The organism is Ancrocorticia sp. (assembly GCF_052089425.1).
Taxonomy (GTDB): Bacteria; Actinomycetota; Actinomycetes; order Actinomycetales; family Actinomycetaceae; genus Ancrocorticia.
On record NZ_JBQCZW010000012.1, the window covers coordinates 1 to 17,970 of the forward strand.

The following is a 17,970-nucleotide window of genomic DNA, read 5'->3' on the forward strand; positions in this document are numbered from 1 at the left end:
CGCGGCGCGGGCCACGATCCTCGGAGATCTTGAGCTGGCGGCCCGATACGCGGGCTTCGGAGATACGCTCGCGCGTCTCATGGGACAGAGGCACGCCGATCTCCACGAGGGAGAATGACGGGTAAATATCGATCTGACCTAGGTCAGAACCACGAAGCCCACCCTCATGAGTGAGTGCACCCACGATAGCGCCGGGCTTGACGCGATCCTTGTGGCCAACTTCTACGCGGTAGCGTGTGGAGTTTTCCATCTGGCGTCCCCGTCCGCCGCGGTCACGGCCACGGCCGCCACGATCTCCACGATCGCCTCGTCCGCCACGATCTCCACGGCCACCGCGCTCATCGGCATCCACCGTGAGCTTCTCGGGTTCTTCACCCTTGACGGGGCCGGGATCGCGAACGCCAAGCGCCAGCAGCGCGAAGATGAGATCCTCGCGGGACATGGGCTCTGCGCCTTCCGGTGTATCGGCCATATCGAACTCTTGGAGAACATCGCGGTATACGGAGAGGCGGCCATTGGCGTAGCGCGCGCGGGCAAGGCCCACGAGCTTCTCGGCGCGCAGCTTGGAAACCTCGGCAGGGGTGGGAAGCTCGATCTGATCCATGTGGGAGTTCGTCTGCTTCTCGATGCGGCGAAGGCGTGCGCGTTCCTTCGGGGTGACGAAGGTCAGTGATTCGCCAGTGCGCCCGGCGCGGCCCGTACGGCCGATGCGGTGCACGTAGGTATCGGTTTCGCGCGGAACATCGAAGTTCACCACAAGCCCGATGCGCTCCACGTCCAAACCACGTGCGGCAACGTCGGTTGCCACGAGGACGTCAAGTGTGCCGTCCTTGAGGCGTTCAACGAGGCGCTCACGATCGCGCTGAGCAACGTCACCAGACAGGGCGGCGGTTGAGACGCCGCGCGATCCGAGTTCGATGGCTAGATCCTCGGCGGTGGCGCGGGTGCGCACGAACACGAGGGCAGCATCGGCGTCCGTCACAGCGAGAACGCGGGAGATGGCGCCGATCTTATGACGCTCCGGCACAACGGCGAAGGTCTGGTGAACGGTGGACACCGTGGAGGCGGGCCGCGAAATGGTGACGGCCTCCGGGTTGTTCATGTGCTGATCGGCCACGCGACGAATCGCCGGGGGCATGGTGGCGGAGAACAGGGCGGAAACGCGTTCCTTCGGAAGCTTCGAGGCGATGGTTTCCACGTCCTCAGCGAAGCCCATACGAAGCATCTCATCGGCTTCGTCCAGCACGAAGTAGGTGACGTTCTCCAGCTTGAGGGCGCCACGGTCCATGAGGTCCATGAGGCGGCCCGGTGTGCCAACAACCACTTGTGCTCCACGCTCAAGGGCGCGCAGCTGAGGGGTGTAGGAGGAGCCGCCGTACACGGCAACAACGTTGAGATCGCGCGAGTGAGAGGCGAAATCTTCGATCGCTGCGGCGCCCTGCATGGCGAGTTCGCGGGTGGGGGCCAGCACGAGGGCCTGAACCCTGCGGGCATCTGGATCCACGTGGGCCAGCAGGGGCAACCCGAAGGCGGCCGTCTTACCGGTTCCGGTTTGCGCAACGCCCACAACGTCGCGTCCCTCAAGGAGGAGCGGGATGGCCTTGGCCTGAACGGCCGTGGGATGCACGAATCCCATATCGTTGACCGCTTGCTGAAGATCGTCAGGAAGGCTGAGATCAGAGAAGGTGAGGTCGGTTGAATTAATATCTGCGCCAGAGGCGTTTGTCATGAATCTACTTTCACATTGGCCAGAACATGCCGCAGACACAAAACTCACAAGGGGCGACAAGAAACTGGGGGCGCTCGATGCGCCTCAAGAAGCATAGTGGCTCAAGACGCGCGAGTGCAGTATGAGATGGGCTACTTAGTCCTCATCAAAGCTCGCAGCCAAGCGGGTTTCCTCGGCGCTTCCGGGTGCGGGCTGGGTGCGTCCAGAGATCAGGAAGCCCACAAAGATGACGAAGGTCATGAAGCCGATGGCCGCAGCGAAGGCGGGGGACTGGGCGGGGAGAATCATGGCGTAGGCGATGCCTGAACCTGCCACTGCCAAGGATGCACCCAACGTATCGGAGATCTGGAGTGCTGAGGATGTGCGGCCCTGATTGGCCTGCGCGCTCATTGCCAACCCGTGCACGGTCATCGCTGGATAGGTCAGCCCGATTCCCAGCCCTGCGACTGTCCACGCGACCAGTACAGCGAGACCGCTGACGCCAGCAAAGGCACCGGCGATCGACAGGGCAATCCCCAGCGTTTGAAGGCCCGTACCAATCACGGGAATGCGTGCCCGCCACACGGGCCCTGTCATGCGGCCCTGGACCCACGAGCCGGCTGCCCATGTGACCGAGCCGATTGTGAGAACCAAGCCGGCCTGAAATGGCCGCCAGCCGTGAACCTCTTGGAGAAGCAGTGGGAGGAATATCTCCACGCCAATGAAGGCTCCGTTGGCGATGCCGCGGATCAGAACCGTCGTGGGGAGTCCGCGGCGGGCCGTGAACGTGCCATGGGGCAGAAGCGGGCGGGCGAAGAGAATCGTCCAAATGACGAGGGCCGCGATCGTGGCATAGACGGCCGCGTTGAAGGATTCGGGTTCGGCGCCGGATAGGACTTGAAGGGCAGCGGCGCCCACCCCGGTTGCCACCGCGCAACCGACCGTCAAGCGGATATGCCCACCTTGAGGTGGCGTTGCCTCGTGCGGGATCTTCCGGGTGACCTTTACCAAGCTGGGGGCGGCCAGCAGGAGAATCACCGGCACGATTCCAAATACTAGCCGCCACGTGGTGTGTTCCACGATGAAGCCGGAGATAGCTGGCCCGATCAGCGAAGGGAGCACCCACGCTGCCGCGAATGCGGCGAAGAAGGCCGGTTGCCGGCTAGCTCGCACGCTCGAACCGACCAGCGTATACAGAGGAACCACGCATAACCCGCCGCCCAGACCTTGGATCACGCGGCCCAGGACGAACAGTTCCATGGTTGGGGCAAACGTACACAGAGCCAGCCCCGCAGCGAACAGACCGATTCCCGTATAGAGGCACGTTTGTGGGCTGCGGTGATCGGACCACGGCCCGGCAAGAGCAGTTGTCATCAGCTGAGTTGCCAGAACAACGCCCATCGCGAGCGCATACAGGTTTTGCCCGTCAAGTTCGCGCACAACGGTTGGCATGGCGGTGTTGACAGCAAGAGTTTCAAATGCGATCACGCTGATCAGGCCAACGGATAGCCATAACAGCACGCGCTCCAACGCTGGGGAAATCTTTGCCATATTCCTTATCGTAACCACGCGTGCCTGTGTGAGAAGCACCGCGAACGAAGCGGTTTGGTCACACACGAGGCGGGAGTAGCATAAAAGGGTGATCCTCACTCGTCTCGTGAGAATCTGGAGCCCGCTCGTCTCGCGGGTGATATATCAAAGAGAAAGAGGTACAGCGTGCTTCGCACCAGAAACGCCGGATCGTTGCGTTCTGCCGATATTGGCACAACAGTGACCCTCACCGGATGGGTTGACCGCCGCCGCGATCATGGCGGCATCGCCTTCATCGATCTGCGTGACGCCACTGGCATCGCACAAATCACCATTCGTGAAGAGGTTGCTCACGAGCTGCGCAATGAATACTGCGTCCGCGTGACAGGCATTGTCCGCGAGCGCCCGGAAGGCAACGCCAACGCTGCGCTGCCCACCGGCGAAATCGAGGTTGAATCGGACGATGTTGAGGTTCTCAACCCGTCAGCTCCGCTTCCCTTCCAAGTTTCTCAGCACGCCGAGGATGGCGGTCAGGTAGGCGAGGACGTCCGCCTGAAGTACCGCTACCTAGATCTGCGCCGCGCCCCTGAGCAGCACGCCATCAGGCTGCGCCACAAGGTTTCTCAGGCCGCCCGGAAGGTATTGGACACTCACGATTTCGTTGAGGTGGAGACCCCAACCCTGACGCGTTCCACTCCTGAAGGTGCTCGCGACTTCCTTGTACCAGCACGCCTGAGCCCAGGTTCGTGGTACGCGCTGCCCCAATCTCCGCAGCTTTTCAAGCAGCTGCTCATGGTGGGTGGCATGGAACGCTACTACCAGATCGCTCGCTGCTATCGCGATGAGGATTTCCGTGCAGACCGCCAGCCCGAGTTCACTCAGCTGGACGTTGAGATGTCCTTCGTGGATCAGGACGATGTCATTTCTGTGTCCGAGGCTATCCTCAAGGACGTGTGGAGCCTGATCGGATATGAGATCCAGACGCCGATCCCGCGCATCACCTTCAAGGATGCCATGGAGCGGTTCGGCTCAGATAAGCCGGATCTGCGCTTCGGCTACGAGCTGGTGGATCTGTCCGAGTTCTTTGCGAACACGCCGTTCCGGCTGTTCCAGCAGGAGTACGTGGGTGCCGTTGTGATGCCGGGAGGCGCCTCCCAGCCACGCCGTACCTTCGACAAGTGGCAGGAATGGGCGCGCGCCCGCGGCGCCAAGGGACTGGCCTACGTCACGATTGCGGAGGATGGCACCCTCGGCGGTCCTGTGTCCAAGAACATCTCCGATTCTGAGCGCGAGGGACTCGCTGCCACCACCGGCGCCAACCCCGGGGATTGCATTTTCTTCGCAGCCGGTGAGCCAACTTCTTCCCGCGAGCTGCTGGGTGCAGCACGCTTGGAGATTGGCCAGCGCTGCGGCCTCATTGATCCAGATGACTGGGCCTTCACGTGGGTTGTGGACGCTCCACTGTTCAAGCCATCCGGTGCAGCTAAGGCCGAAGGCGATGTGGCACTTGGACACTCGGCGTGGACCGCCGTGCACCACGCCTTCACTTCCCCGAAGCCCGAGTGCTTGGATACCTTCGATACCGATCCGGGCAACGCTTTGGCCTATGCCTATGACATCGTGTGCAACGGCAACGAAATTGGCGGTGGCTCTATCCGTATCCATCGCCGCGATATCCAAGAGCGCGTGTTCAAGGTGATGGGCTTGACTCAGGATGAGGCGCAGGAGAAGTTCGGCTTCCTCCTGAATGCCTTCCAGTACGGCGCACCGCCCCACGGCGGAATCGCATTCGGCTGGGACCGCATCGTGTCCCTCCTGACGAAGGCACCGTCCATCCGCGACGTCATCGCCTTCCCGAAGATCGGCAACGGCTGGGATCCTCTCACCGATGCTCCGGCCGCCATTACGCCAGAGCAGCGTAAGGAAGCCGGCGTGGATGCGAAAGCCAAGGCTCCCACAGAGTGAGTGAGGTTTGGGGGTGTGGGTCTGTCTTCTGGCAGGCCCACACTGCTTCGTTGGACGGTGAGGAGCTTCTGAGGGTTGAGGAGGTGGAGGCCGCCGTCGTCGTCGTGAAAAAACCGGACGGACGCGTCGAGCTTCTCGCCCACGGAAATCCACAACTCCTCCCTCATGTTCTGGACAATGCTCGAATCTCGGGTATTCCAGCGCCTACGTGGGCGATGCTCACGCGTGGAATACCACTGACGAAGGAGCTGCGCGCGTGGCTTCCGCCGAACTGGGGTAACTTGTGGGACTACTACTGGACGCGTGAACCGCTGGCCCCGCACCCGTGGGCTAGGGACGTTCACCGCATCACGGCCCAGGACGCGCGTCCGATCGTCACGGTGGCCAACCCGCTCAGCGAGGCCTTCGAGGATTTCGAGGGATATCGCTGGTACGGACTCACCAGTGATGGCACACTCGCCAGTGTGCTGGGCGCCAAGGACGAGCCGACGGGCGCCGTGTACATCGGCGGACTCGGCACTCTTCCGGAGTACCGCGGGCGAGGCTTTGGCGGAGCCATCATGACGGGTGTGACAGCGAACGAGCTACAAACCCATCATCTCCTGAACTTCGGTATGTGGGCGGAGAATCCGGCGCGAACCCTGTACGAATCACTCGGATACGTCCACGGAGGCGCCCAAATTATCGCCGATTCCGAACCGTTTGGACCACACTAGAACCATGGACCTTTTTGAGAGCCTAGGAACGGACAACCAGGGCGTTCCCACGGGGGAACACGGGCCGCTGGCCGTGCGTATGCGGCCGCGCACGCTGGACGAGGTGGTGGGCCAAGATCATATTCTGGCGGCCGGGTCACCGATGCGCCGCCTCATGGACCCGGAGGGAAGCGTGCCATCCTCCGTGTTTTTGTGGGGACCTCCCGGCACGGGAAAAACCACGCTGGCCTACTTGATCGCGCGTGCCGGCGAAAGGCACTTTGAGGAAGTATCCGCCGTATCTGCGGGAGTCAAGGAGATTCGTGCCGTCATCTCCACGGCACGCCACAGGCTCTCCACGCAGGGTGAAGAAACCGTGCTGTTCATCGATGAGGTGCACCGTTTCTCGAAAACACAGCAGGATGCGCTCCTACCCGCTGTTGAAAACGGATGGGTGATCCTTGTGGCTGCGACCACCGAGAATCCGGCGTTTTCTGTGGTCTCGCCCCTTCTATCACGTTCTCTTCTTATTACGCTCCATGGGCTGGAGGATGCCGATGTGCGGGAACTCGTAGAACGCGCGCTTGCGGACGAACGGGGGCTCGCAGGCCGATTCGAGCTGGAGGAAGGCGCTGAGGATAACCTCGTGCGCATCGCGGGGCAGGACGGGCGGCGATCGCTGACCCTCTTGGAGGCGGCTGCTGACGGGGCACGCTCGCGCGGATCAACAACCATCGAGGTTGAGGACATTGCGCAGGCCGCTGACGGGGCCACCGTGCGCTACGATCGCGCCGGCGATCATCACTATGACGTGATTTCCGCGTTCATCAAGTCCATTCGTGGATCGAACGTGGATGCCGCCATGCACTATCTGGCGCGAATGCTGGCGGCGGGGGAGGATCCGCGATTCATTGCCCGGCGCATCATGATCTCCGCGGCAGAGGACGTGGGTATGGCCGATCCCTCCGCCCTCCAAACCGCCACGGCTGCGGCTCAGGCGGTTGCGCTGGTTGGCATGCCTGAGGCGCGCATCATTCTGGCAGAAGCCGTGGTGCACCTCGCAACGGCCCCCAAATCCAACCGTGCGTATAACGCTATCAACGCCGCGATGGCCGATGTTCAAGCCGGCAAGCTGGCCCCGGTGCCGCTGCCCCTGCGCAACGATGACTTCGCTGGGGCGAAGGATCTGGGGTATAAGGACGGATACAAGTACGCCCACGATTATGAGGGCGGCGTGGCCCAGATGGAGTTCATGCCCGAAGGCCTGGAAAACACCCGCTACTACGAACCGACGGACCGTGGATACGAAGCGAACGTCACACAGCGGCTGGGGCGCATACGCCGTGTTCTGGACGGCAGTGATGGTAGTCTTGGCTAGCTACCCTGGGGCCTTAGCCAATTGAGTTGGCCCCGCAGCCCGTCCGCAGCGGACGTGGTTGTGCACATAATTCGACAGGAGATTCATGTCTGCAAGCAACCGTAACCGCAAGCAGGTGCGCCAGTCGCGCGCACTCGGCCTAGCTCTGACCCCGAAGGCTGAGCGCTACATGCAGCGCCGCCCCTACCGTCCGGGTGAACACGGCCGTGGCCGCACCAAGGATTCGGACTACTCGGTCCGTCTGAAGGAAAAGCAGCGCCTGCGTGCACAGTACGGCATTCGCGAAGCGCAGATGCGCCGCGTATGGGAAGAGGCTCGCCGCCAGGACGGCCTGTCCGGTGAGAACCTCGTTGAGCTTCTTGAAATGCGCCTAGACGCCCTCGTGCTTCGTGCAGGCTTTGCCCGCACCACGGCTCAGGCCCGTCAGACCGTTGTTCACCGCCACATTCTGGTTGATGGACAGATCGTTGACCGCCCGTCCTTCCGCGTGAAGCCCGGTCAGGTTGTTCAGGTCAAGGCCCGCTCACAGGCCTCATCCCAATTCCTCATGGCCGCCGAGGGTGTTCATCGCGACGTTCTGCCCAAGGTTCCGGAATACTTGGATGTTGAGCTGGAGAAGCTGAAGTTCACGTTGGTTCGCCGCCCGAAGCGTGTTGAGGTCCCCGTGACCTGCGATGTCCAGATGGTCGTCGAGCACTACTCGCGCTAATCAGCACAATGAGAACGCGCCCTCCGGGGCGCGTTCTTGCTTACTGGAGGATATTGTGGAAATTACGCTTGGTGGCATCGCTGGCATCATCGCCGCCGTTGCCTTTGTTGCCCTTGTGATCGCACTGATTCGGCCGATCGCCAAACTTTCGGGAGTTGTTGACCAACTCGCCAATACCGTCAGCCAGATAACTGATCACACGCTGCCCGCAATTGATGAGGCGGCCCAGACAGTTCGTGATGCGAACGGCCAGCTAGCACGCGTGGACACCATCACGGCGGCTGCGGCACGCACGGCGGAGGACGTTTCGGCCCTCACCACGCTGGTGAGCTCCACGATCGCCGCACCTATCTTGGCCGTCCGCAAGGCAACGAACAAGGTAAAATCTGCTTTCGGTAACAAGACCCACGAGGACTGAGGTACACATGCGCACCGCTGAGATTCGCCAGCGTTGGCTCGATTACTTCGAGAAAAACGGACACCACATTCAGCCATCGGTACCGTTGGTATCGCCTGATCCTTCGATCCTTTTCACGATCGCCGGAATGGTTCCCTTCATTCCCTACATCGTGGGGACTGAGGAAGCGCCCTATCCGCGGGTGGCATCGGTGCAAAAGTGCATCCGTACCAATGATATTGAGAACGTGGGTAAGACAACCCGTCACGGCACGTTCTTCCAGATGTGCGGCAACTTCTCCTTCGGTGACTACTTCAAAGAGGGAGCCATCGAGCTGGCGTGGGGCCTGCTGACCTCACCCGTGGCCGATGGCGGCTACGGGCTGGATGGCGATCGCATCTGGGTCACCCTGTGGGAACACGATGATGCTGCTTACCACGAGTGGACCAAGGTTATCGGCTTGGATCCCAAGCACATTGTCAAACTCAAGCGCGAGGAGAACTTCTGGGACACCGGCCAGCCGGGCCCTGCTGGACCCTGCGCTGAAATCCACTATGATCGTGGGCCCGAATACGGTCCAGAGGCCGTGGGCGGCACGGTGGATCCTGGTGGCGATCGCTATTTGGAGATCTGGAATCTGGTTTTCGATCAGTACCTTCGCGGGCCCGGTGAGGGCAAAGACTACCCACTGCTGGGTGATTTGGACCAGACGTCAATTGACACGGGAGCTGGGCTCGAACGCATTGCGTTCCTACTGCAGGACAAGCCGAACATGTTCGAAACCGATCAGGTATATCCTGTCATTTCGGCAACCGAGGAATTTACCGGTAAACCATACGGGAAAGACCACGATCACGATGTGTTGATGCGTGTGATCGCTGATCATATCCGCTCTTCGATGATGCTGATCAACGATGGTGTTCGCCCCGGAAATGACGGTCGCGGTTACGTTTTGCGCCGGTTGTTGCGCCGTTCAGTTCGCTCGGTCCGCCTTCTTGGGGTGGACGACGTCGTAGTGCCCACCCTGATCACGGCCTCCAAGGACGCCATGAAGGAGTCATACCCCGAACTGGAAACGGGCTTCGATCAGATCCTTCAAGTTGCCAGTGCGGAGGAAGAAGCCTTCCGCCGCACGCTGAGCGCCGGCACACAGATATTCGATCTGGCAGTGTCCAAGGCTAAGAACAAGACCCTTTCGGGTTCCGACGCCTTCACTCTGCACGATACGTACGGATTCCCCATTGATCTCACGCTGGAGATGGCGGACGAACAAGGGGTCAAGGTTGATGAGCAGGGCTTCCGCACCCTCATGCAGGAGCAGCGCGATCGTGCGCGCGCCGATGCGAGGGCGAAGAAGACGGGCCACGTTGACGCCCACGTGTACCACGAGATTCAGGGCCAGAGCGGTTTGACCCGGTTCTTGGGCTACACGGAAGCCAGCGTAGAGGCTAAGGTTGTTGCCCTTCTCAAGGACGGTCAGCCGGTTCCGGCCGTGACCGAGCCCGGCGATATTGACGTGATCTTGGATCAGACTCCGTTCTACGCGGAGATGGGCGGCCAGCTAGCCGATCACGGCACAATTCAGGTGGCCGGTGGCGGATACATTCAGGTTCAGGACGTTCAGGCGCCCTTGAAGGGCCTGCATGTTCACCGCGGCTACTTGGCCGAAGGAACCGTGGCGCTGGACGATCGGGTGGTGGCCTCCATCGATACCGAGCGGCGTATTGATATTGCGCGTTCACACACGTCCACTCATATGGTTCACAAGGCGCTTCACGAGTACTTGGGGGAGCAGGCAACTCAGGCCGGTTCCGAGAACTCACCATCGCGGATGCGCTTCGATTTCCGTCACGGCACCTCGGTTCCTGCCGACGTGCTCAATGATATCGAAGCGCGGGTCAATGATCGGCTCCAGGATAATCTGCTGGTCACTGACGAGGTCATGGATCTGGACAGTGCGCGCAAGGCTGGTGCCATGGCACTCTTCGGAGAAAAGTACGGTAAGGAAGTCCGCGTTGTTTCGATCGGTGGTGACTGGTCCAAGGAACTGTGCGCCGGTACCCACGTTCACGAAACCGGGCAGATCGGGCTTGTGACTGTGCTGGGCGAGGCATCCATCGGTTCCGGAGTGCGGCGTATTGACGCACTTGTTGGGGATCGGGCCTATGAGCAGGGCGCCAAGGAGCGCGCACTGGTATCCCAGATCTCCTCGATGATGGGTGTTCGCGCTGACGAACTACCCGAGCGTATTGATTCCATGCTGGGGCGCTTGAAGGCCGCTGAGAAGCTCATCGGGGCGATGCGCCGTGAGCGTTTGGCCGGTGGCGTGGATGCGGTAGTCAAGTCTCCACGCCACATCGGAGATGCCTCCGTGTATGTTGGGGCTCTTGGAGAAGTGGACGGTGCCGACGATGTGCGGACCTTCGCCAACGATGTCCGCGGGCGGTTGGATAATCACTCCACATCAGTTGTTGTGGTGACCGGCATTGTCAACGGGCGTCCTTCCATCGTGGTGACAACTACCGAAGGCGGCCGCGAACACGGTATCCGCGCGGGCAAGCTTGTCAGCGTGGCGGCCAAGGTGCTTGGCGGCGGCGGTGGCGGCAAGGACGATATCGCTCAGGGCGGCGGTACAGACGCCAGCAAGATCGATGCGGCTCAGGCTGCGATCGAGACTCAGCTCGGTTGATGCGCCCGGGAAAGAGACTTTCCATCGACGTGGGTCAGGCTCGCGTTGGGGTTGCTACATGCGATCCCGATGCGATCCTTGCCACGCCCGTCACCACTCTGGCGCGGAATGGATCCGATATCCGGCTCGCTGCAAAGATGGTCAAGGAGCAGGGCATTATCGAAGTGATCGTTGGCCTGCCATTCAACATGGACGGCACGGAGGGTGCTTCGGCCCGCCATGCGCGATCATGGGCAGGTAAGCTGGCAAAAAAAGTTACACCTGTTCCCGTAAGACTCGTGGACGAACGGTTGTCCACAGTCACTGCACACGCGCAGCTATCCGAATCGGGCAGGGGATCACGCACGCACCGCTCAGTAGTGGATCAAGCGGCGGCGATCGTTATTCTAGAGTCTGCTCTGGAATTCGAGCGGCGCACTGGAAACGAGCCAGGTGAAATCGTCCAGCCAGAAAGGAAAGCATGAGTGACATCTTCGAAACACTAGAAGACGCACCCGCGCGTAAGCAGCGGCGTTGGACCACCCCTGTGCTTGTCTCGTTCATTGTCATGATCTTGACAGCAACGGCCTATGCGTTGATTCCAGAAGTCATTCCCGATACTGATTCAGTTTCGGATTACGACGGTCCCGGTAGCGGCGCCGTGAGCGTAGAGATTCCCGAGGGAAGTTCTGGCAAGGCGATGGCCGCGATTCTCGTGGATAATGACGTGGTTGCCACCGAAAAGGCCTTCGTTGATGCGTTCAACAACGATCCGCGTTCGGGAAGTATCCAACCGGGAACGTATACCCTGCACGAAAAGATGTCGGCAGCCGGGGCCGTGTCTGCGCTTCTTGATCCAGCGGCCAAGGCCGATCAGAAGGTGACCATCCCCGAGGGATGGCCGAAGTGGCGTGTGTACGAGCGCCTAGACAGCGTGCTGGGACTGGAGCCCGGGGCCAGTGAGCAGGCCGCAGAAGAAGGCGATATCGGGCTGCCAGAAGAGGCAGGCGGGGATCCAGAAGGCTGGTTCGCTCCGCTCACCTACACATTTGCCCCCGAAACCACGCCTGAAGAGGCGCTCGCCCAGATGGTGGATACGCGAGTCTCGCAGATGCAGGATCTTGGCATTGATCGCGACAAGTGGGAGGAGTCCCTGATCAAGGGCTCTATTCTGGAGCGCGAAGCCGGTAGTTTTGCTGACTACAACATGGTGGCAGCCGTGATCGACAATCGCATCGATGATACCGATGAGGTTAACGGGCTGCTTCAGATGGACTCCACGGTGCTGTATGGCCAAGGCCTTGATGGCGGCGTACCCAATCGGGAGCAGCTTGATGAAGATACCCCGTACAACACCTACATTCACAAAGGCCTCCCGCCCACACCTATCGGGGCGACGGGCAAGGAAGCTCTGGCTGCCGTTGCCGAACCTGCTGACGGGGACTGGCTCTACTTTGTGACAGTCAACCTTGATACCGGCGAAACCAAGTTCTCCTCGGATTACAAGGAACACCAAAAGTATGTGAAAGAGTTCCGCGAGTGGATGGAAGAGAATCCTCAGGATTGATCATCTGGGCTGGCTCGGATACAGATCTCTACTTCCGGCTGCTCAGTGCCGGTAGCCCGTGTGCCGTGGTAGCGGCGGATACGCCGTTGCCTGACCTTCTTGCTGCGCGTGAGGGGGACTGGCGCGGGATTGCCGTAGCCCCCGGGATGGAGGGGCTGCGCGCCGCTGAAAGCTCAGATGGCCTTGCTCGGGCCGTGGGCTTCGCCGATACCCTTGCCTTTGCTGGCAACCTCCCCGGTGCCTTCGGCTTCCTCGCGCGTGTGGGCGGAATGGTGGCAGCAATTCGCGAGGCCTGCGGCGCACCGTATCTGGCTGGGACAGCACGAATCAACGCCACGGGGCCCGTGGCGTGGGCCGGATTGGCCGCGCTCACTCAGTTACGAGTTGAGCGGATCGAATCGCGCCCGGACGCGTTGGTGGGGGCCGTTGCCCACCGCTTGGGTGTGACGGTGAGCGCGCCGCGGGGCGAGGCCCGCGTAACGTTCGATGGTGAAGGATTTGCCGTGGACGATATCCGCGTTAGTGGCGATCGCGTGGAGCTGCATACCGCAGCCGCCCAAATCCGGCTTTTGACCAGCCGCGCGCCTGATATGGGAGCCATGGAGCGGTCCTGAAGGGGCCTGTGGATAACTTCTGCGGCATGGTTGGCCACTGGCTTAGCCTTCGTGCATGGAGTTTTGGGGGAGAGAGCGGGTTCTGCGCCGGGCGGTTGATCCCGGCGTGGCATTGGCGATGGGCGCTGCGTGGGGCACCGTCCTACTCGTGCTTTCCTTTGTTATATCGGGGACGTTGCGTGGCTCGGCCCTCGTATTCATTCCTCTGGTGGTTGCTGCCTACGTGGATTCGGTGCGCCACCTGCTTCCTGACCCTCTGTTGCTCACGGCGGGGGCGTGCGCTCTTCTGGCTGGCATCGCGGATTCCACGCTGGGCGTCTCCACATTCCTTGCCGCGGGCGGCGGGCTAGTGGTTGGCCAGCTACTGAGTTACATCAGCTCGCTGGGACGCGGCGATGCGAAGCTTCTGGGGGTACTTGGCCTGTGGCTCGGACCCGCTGTTGTTGGTGCGGTGGCAGTGGCGATCCTTGGCGCCGGTATCTATGCGCTGTTGCTGATGATGACCCGGCGTGCAGGTGCACAGACGGCGATTGCGCTGGGCCCGTGGCTGGTGGCGGGCGGATTCTGCACATTCATCGCACTCTAGATTGTGGGGACGCACGGGTGTTCACACGGGTGTACCGTTTCGCGAAACTCGATAGACTAGTGGGCAACATCCGTGGGGTGCTCGTGCAGGAGACTGTACGGCGAAGGTGTGTCAGGCAAGGAACTCCACAATGTCTGCTCTGTCTCAAGAACAACGCGCGTCATCTCTTCGCGCAATGCAAGATGGCGAATTCGATGTTCTGGTGGTTGGTGGCGGCGTCACTGGCGCCGGCATCGCACTAGACGCGGCCTCGCGCGGGCTACGTACTGCTGTTATCGAAGCGCAGGATTGGGCATCGGGAACTTCTTCTCGGTCCTCACGGCTGGTCCACGGCGGACTTCGCTACCTGTATAACCTCGATTTCAAGCTGGTGGCCGAAGCGTTGCACGAACGCGGCAATCTGCTCACCACGATCGCGCCCCATCTGGTTGAAGCCCAACCATTCCTTTGGCCTCTCAAAACCCCGGTGATCGAGCGCGCCTACTCCGCCGTGGGCGTTGGCATGTACGATGCGTTGGCTGTTGCCGGCGCTGGTGGTCATAAGACCGTCCCACTCCAGCATCATCACACGAAAAAGGGCGCACTGAAGCGCTTCCCAGAGATCAAAGAATCGGCACTGACGGGTGCCATCGAGTTCTACGATGCACGCGTGGACGATGCCCGGCTAGTGATTACGCTGATCCGCACGGCCCTGTCCTACGGTGCGCAGGCCGCCAGCCGCACCCGCGTTCACGAGTTCCTCAAGGATTCGACCGGCCGGGCAACTGGGGCCGTGGCCACAGATCTTGAATCCGGCGAGGAAGTAACCGTTCACGCTAAGCACGTCATTAACGCCACCGGAATTTGGACCGAAAAGACGCAGGATCTGGCGGGCGGCACTGGTGGCCTGAAGGTTCTGGCCAGCAAGGGCGTCCACATCGTTATTCCACGCGAGCGCTTCACTGCGAAGACGGGAATCTTCTTACGCACCGAAAAGTCCGTGCTGTTCATTATCCCGTGGCAGCACTATTGGGTTATCGGGACAACTGATACGGCATGGCACGAACAGCTCAAGCATCCAGTGCCTACGTCAGAAGACATTGACTACATTCTCGAGCAAGCCAACAAGATTCTGGATAAGCCGCTGACACGTGAGGATATTATCGGCACCTATGCTGGCCTGCGCCCGTTGCTTCAGCCGAAAGTGTTGGACGAATCCAAATCAACGAAGGTGTCCCGCGAGCACACGGTCACCGAGGTGATTCCAGGAATGGTAGCCATTGCCGGTGGCAAGCTGACCACCTATCGCGTTATGGCAGAGGACGCCGTGGACTTCGCGCTTGGCGAGGACGAGGCGAAGCGCAACCCGTCCGTCACCAGTAGCCTCCCGCTGGATGGTGCGGCAGGATACAACGCTACGCTCAACCAGTCCGCCCGATTGGGCGCGACGTATGGGTTCGATGCGGACCGTATGAAGCACCTGCTTTCGCGCTATGGAAGTGAGATCACCGACCTGCTGGCGGACATTGATGCCGATCCAGAGCTTGGCAAGCCTTTGGAGGCTGCTCCTCAGTTCTTGCGGGCAGAGGTCCACCGCGCATGCACCGTCGAGGGTGCCCTGCATCTAGAGGACATCTTCGTGGCGCGCGTTCGCCTGAACTCCGAGGCCCGTGATCGCGGCGGTGCAGCGGTTGATGAGATTGCCGATATTGCTGCGGCAGCTCTTGGCTGGAGCGAAGAGAAGAAGGAATCGGAAAAGGCGAACTACCGCGAGCGCATCGCGGCCGAGCTGGCGGCCGAGGCCGAGGATACGGACGCGGCGGCGTCTGCTGCGCGTACAGCGGCACCTGACATCATCGGTTAACTATACAATCAGGGCTATGTTGCGTTGGAGTACAGCTGGAGAATCCCACGGGCGAGCCCTGATTGCCTTGATGGAGGGCGTGCCTGCCGGCGTGCACCTCACGAGTGATGAGGTGCGCGCCGCCTTGGCCCGCCGCCGGGCAGGTTACGGGCGGGGTGCGCGCCAAAAGTGGGAGCAAGATGAGCTGACTGTGCTCTCCGGATTTCGGCACGGGGAATCGATCGGTTCGCCGGTGACGTTCCAGATCGGAAACTCCGAGTGGCCGAAGTGGGAAACCGTCATGTCCCCAGATCCGGTGGAGAAGGACTCCCTTCTCATTGACGCAGGCACGGGCGATGAGCGCGAGGTTGCACGCAACCGCCCACTCACCACACCGCGGCCTGGCCATGCGGACCTGACAGGCATGAACAAGTACGGGTTTGACGATGCGCGTCCGGTCCTCGAACGGGCATCCGCGCGCGAAACCGCGGCCCGGGTTGCGCTGGGAGCTTTGGCGGGTGCCATTAACCGCGACGGCGCCGGTATCACCGTAGTGTCACACGTGCTCTCGCTCGGTTCCGCTGAGGATGCTTCGGGCTACGTGCCAACCCCTGCCGATGCGGATGCGTTGGACGCTTCGCCAGTTCGGTGCGTTGATGCGGCCAGTGAACAAGCGATGATGGCCGCCGTTGATAGTGCCAAGAAGGCCGGAGATACGCTGGGCGGGATTATCGAGGTAGTTCTCTATGACGTTCCGGTGGGTTTGGGCACGTACGCGACACCACTGGGGCGCCTAGACGCCCAACTGGCCGCCGCCATGATGTCCATCCAGTCAGTCAAGGGCGTGGAGATTGGCGACGGGTTTGACAGTGCCAGACGCCCAGGAAGCGCCGCGCACGATGAGATCGTCCGCGAATCCGGGCATACCCATCGCGTCACCAATCGCGCCGGCGGCATCGAAGGTGGCATGTCCAACGGTGAACCGATCAGGATTCGAGTGGCATTTAAGCCGATTTCAACCGTGCCTCGGGCCTTGCAGACGATCGATACACTCACCGGCGAAGCGGCCACGGCCCTTCACCAGCGCAGCGATACCACCGCGGTGGTTCCTGGAGCGGTTGTTGCCGAAGCTATGGCCTCCCTTGTGGTAGCGAATGCCTTGACGGACAAATTCGGCGGAGATTCCATCGCTCAGATTCAGGCTGCTTTAGCTTCCTACATTGAATCGATCCCCGAGGTTCGCCGATGAGCGTGCGGGCCGTTTTCGTGGGAATGCCCGGTTCGGGCAAGTCCACGGTTGGCAGGCTGGTTGCCGCGGAACTCGGGATAGAGTTTCGAGATTCTGACGCCTTAATCATCGAGCAGGATGGCCGGACCATCCCACAGATTTTCGAGGAGAGTGGAGAATCTGGATTTCGGGAGATCGAGGCGCGTGTGATTCAACAGGCGCTTGAGGACTATCACGGTGTTCTTTCCTTAGGAGGGGGAGCGGTTCTCAGCGAATCGACGAGGACTGCTCTGAAGGACCACCCCGTGTTCTTCATCGAGGTTGAGCCCGCCGAGCTCCTGCGGCGCGTGGTGAAATCGCACACGGTTCGCCCTCTCGTGGCTGATGATCCCGAGGCTCAGCTCGCGGAACTAGGTCTCGTGCGCGAGCCCCTGTACCGTGAAGTGGCCCGATTCAGAGTAACCTCGAATGATCTGCCCGTTGTGGGTGTGGTGCGAAAAGTGTTGGAGGAACTTGCGTGATTATCCTTGTGGGGCCACCGGGGGCGTTGGCTCCGGAAGTGGCCGCGGAGCTATCGGCCCGCACGGGCTGGGAATACGGCGATACACAGGGGCTCATCGATAGTCTCGCTACACCGGAGGGTATCGATTCGTATACCGAAGAGAACATGAGGGCCATTGAGCACGAGGTGGCACTGGCAGCTCTTGGCGATCTGGAACCGGGAGCGCACAGGATTCTCGCGCTTGGCTCGGGTTGTTTGGGTAATTCGCGGGAGGACTCACAGTTCGCGGATGTTCGGGCGCGGTTGGCCACACTACGAGAGGGCGGCGCCCACGTTGTTCACCTGACCGCATCGCTGAAGGTGCTCTCACACCGTAACGGGCTGGACGGCCCGCGCCTTGCCGCGGTGGCCTCCCCTCGCCGTATTTTCTTTACTCAGCTTTCCACGCGCTCACCGCTGTACGAGGCCGCCTCGGACCTCACCATCGATACATCGGATCGCAATGCCGGCGAGGTGGCGCTTGACGTGGTAGGACGCGTTTCATAACGGCGTTGTCCCGAACGCCGGCTAGGACGCGGTATTCTAGACACGGTACAAAACT

Annotated in this window: 16 protein-coding genes; 14 read left to right on the forward strand and 2 right to left on the reverse strand. The window is 61.1% G+C overall.

Translation table 11 applies throughout. The annotated features are described in order from the left end of the window. A partial coding sequence (locus tag ACTHV6_RS05570; protein ID WP_441386291.1) for a DEAD/DEAH box helicase occupies positions 1-1,729 on the reverse strand: 1,729 nt, incomplete at its 3' end. A 135-nt stretch (positions 1,730-1,864) separates the two neighbouring features. Further along, entirely contained in the window at positions 1,865-3,259 is a 1,395-nt protein-coding gene (locus ACTHV6_RS05575) for an MFS transporter (RefSeq protein ID WP_441386292.1), read from the reverse strand. A gap of 165 nt (positions 3,260-3,424) precedes the next feature. Here ACTHV6_RS05575 and aspS point away from each other — a divergent pair, with 165 nt between their 5' ends. The 14 genes from aspS (at position 3,425) to ACTHV6_RS05645 (ending at position 17,915) form a co-directional block, all read left to right on the forward strand. Then, positions 3,425-5,203 carry an aspartate--tRNA ligase gene (gene aspS / locus ACTHV6_RS05580; RefSeq protein ID WP_441386293.1) on the forward strand — a complete coding sequence of 593 codons (1,779 nt, stop codon included), beginning with the start codon at positions 3,425-3,427 and terminating at the stop codon, positions 5,201-5,203. Next, a complete protein-coding gene (locus tag ACTHV6_RS05585) occupies positions 5,200-5,919 on the forward strand; it encodes a GNAT family N-acetyltransferase (protein WP_441386294.1) in 720 nt (239 codons plus the stop codon). Before aspS ends, ACTHV6_RS05585 begins: the two co-directional genes overlap by 4 nt. A 4-nt stretch (positions 5,920-5,923) precedes the next feature. Further along, positions 5,924-7,276, forward strand: a complete 1,353-nt coding sequence (locus ACTHV6_RS05590) for a replication-associated recombination protein A (RefSeq protein ID WP_441386295.1) — start codon at positions 5,924-5,926, stop codon at positions 7,274-7,276. Positions 7,277-7,361: 85 nt separating this feature from the next. Then, complete coding sequence (rpsD, locus tag ACTHV6_RS05595; protein ID WP_441386296.1) at positions 7,362-7,985, forward strand: 30S ribosomal protein S4; 624 nt, start codon at positions 7,362-7,364, stop codon at positions 7,983-7,985. 55 nt (positions 7,986-8,040) lie between these two features. After that, positions 8,041-8,403, forward strand: a complete 363-nt coding sequence (locus tag ACTHV6_RS05600) for a DUF948 domain-containing protein (RefSeq protein ID WP_441386297.1) — start codon at positions 8,041-8,043, stop codon at positions 8,401-8,403. Between the two features lie 7 nt (positions 8,404-8,410). Then, complete coding sequence (alaS, locus tag ACTHV6_RS05605) at positions 8,411-11,071, forward strand: alanine--tRNA ligase (protein ID WP_441386298.1); 2,661 nt, start codon at positions 8,411-8,413, stop codon at positions 11,069-11,071. Beyond that, positions 11,071-11,535, forward strand: coding sequence for a Holliday junction resolvase RuvX (gene ruvX / locus ACTHV6_RS05610; RefSeq protein ID WP_441386299.1), 465 nt, complete (start codon positions 11,071-11,073; stop codon positions 11,533-11,535). Before alaS ends, ruvX begins: the two co-directional genes overlap by 1 nt. Beyond that, positions 11,532-12,617 carry an endolytic transglycosylase MltG gene (gene mltG, locus ACTHV6_RS05615; RefSeq protein ID WP_441386300.1) on the forward strand — a complete coding sequence of 362 codons (1,086 nt, stop codon included), beginning with the start codon at positions 11,532-11,534 and terminating at the stop codon, positions 12,615-12,617. Before ruvX ends, mltG begins: the two co-directional genes overlap by 4 nt. Then, positions 12,590-13,231: a hypothetical protein gene (locus tag ACTHV6_RS05620; RefSeq protein ID WP_441386301.1), complete on the forward strand. Its 642-nt coding sequence runs from the start codon at positions 12,590-12,592 to the stop codon at positions 13,229-13,231. Before mltG ends, ACTHV6_RS05620 begins: the two co-directional genes overlap by 28 nt. A 55-nt stretch (positions 13,232-13,286) precedes the next feature. Further along, on the forward strand, positions 13,287-13,817 hold the full coding sequence (locus ACTHV6_RS05625) for a prepilin peptidase (protein ID WP_441386302.1): 531 nt from the start codon (positions 13,287-13,289) through the stop codon (positions 13,815-13,817). 130 nt (positions 13,818-13,947) lie between these two features. Next, on the forward strand, positions 13,948-15,660 hold the full coding sequence (locus ACTHV6_RS05630) for a glycerol-3-phosphate dehydrogenase/oxidase (RefSeq protein WP_441386303.1): 1,713 nt from the start codon (positions 13,948-13,950) through the stop codon (positions 15,658-15,660). 16 nt (positions 15,661-15,676) lie between these two features. Beyond that, entirely contained in the window at positions 15,677-16,888 is a 1,212-nt protein-coding gene (gene aroC, locus ACTHV6_RS05635) for a chorismate synthase (RefSeq protein WP_441386304.1), read from the forward strand. Continuing rightward, positions 16,885-17,388: a shikimate kinase gene (locus ACTHV6_RS05640; RefSeq protein WP_441386305.1), complete on the forward strand. Its 504-nt coding sequence runs from the start codon at positions 16,885-16,887 to the stop codon at positions 17,386-17,388. The genes aroC and ACTHV6_RS05640 overlap by 4 nt, the downstream gene beginning before the upstream one ends. Next, positions 17,385-17,915 carry a shikimate kinase gene (locus ACTHV6_RS05645; RefSeq protein WP_441386306.1) on the forward strand — a complete coding sequence of 177 codons (531 nt, stop codon included), beginning with the start codon at positions 17,385-17,387 and terminating at the stop codon, positions 17,913-17,915. The genes ACTHV6_RS05640 and ACTHV6_RS05645 overlap by 4 nt, the downstream gene beginning before the upstream one ends. The last annotated feature ends 55 nt before the right edge of the window (positions 17,916-17,970 follow it).

Excerpts from the sequence above, each read along its gene's own strand:
- ACTHV6_RS05625 (WP_441386302.1), top strand. The coding sequence starts at position 13,287 with ATGGAGTTTTGGGGGAGAGAGCGGGTTCTGCGCCGGGCGGTTGATCCC.
- aroC (WP_441386304.1), top strand. The coding sequence starts at position 15,677 with ATGTTGCGTTGGAGTACAGCTGGAGAATCCCACGGGCGAGCCCTGATT.
- ACTHV6_RS05590 (WP_441386295.1), top strand. The coding sequence starts at position 5,924 with ATGGACCTTTTTGAGAGCCTAGGAACGGACAACCAGGGCGTTCCCACG.
- ACTHV6_RS05630 (WP_441386303.1), top strand. The coding sequence starts at position 13,948 with ATGTCTGCTCTGTCTCAAGAACAACGCGCGTCATCTCTTCGCGCAATG.
- ruvX (WP_441386299.1), top strand. The coding sequence starts at position 11,071 with ATGCGCCCGGGAAAGAGACTTTCCATCGACGTGGGTCAGGCTCGCGTT.
- alaS (WP_441386298.1), top strand. The coding sequence starts at position 8,411 with ATGCGCACCGCTGAGATTCGCCAGCGTTGGCTCGATTACTTCGAGAAA.
- rpsD (WP_441386296.1), top strand. The coding sequence starts at position 7,362 with ATGTCTGCAAGCAACCGTAACCGCAAGCAGGTGCGCCAGTCGCGCGCA.
- ACTHV6_RS05640 (WP_441386305.1), top strand. The coding sequence starts at position 16,885 with ATGAGCGTGCGGGCCGTTTTCGTGGGAATGCCCGGTTCGGGCAAGTCC.
- mltG (WP_441386300.1), top strand. The coding sequence starts at position 11,532 with ATGAGTGACATCTTCGAAACACTAGAAGACGCACCCGCGCGTAAGCAG.
- ACTHV6_RS05575 (WP_441386292.1), bottom strand. The coding sequence starts at position 3,259 with ATGGCAAAGATTTCCCCAGCGTTGGAGCGCGTGCTGTTATGGCTATCC.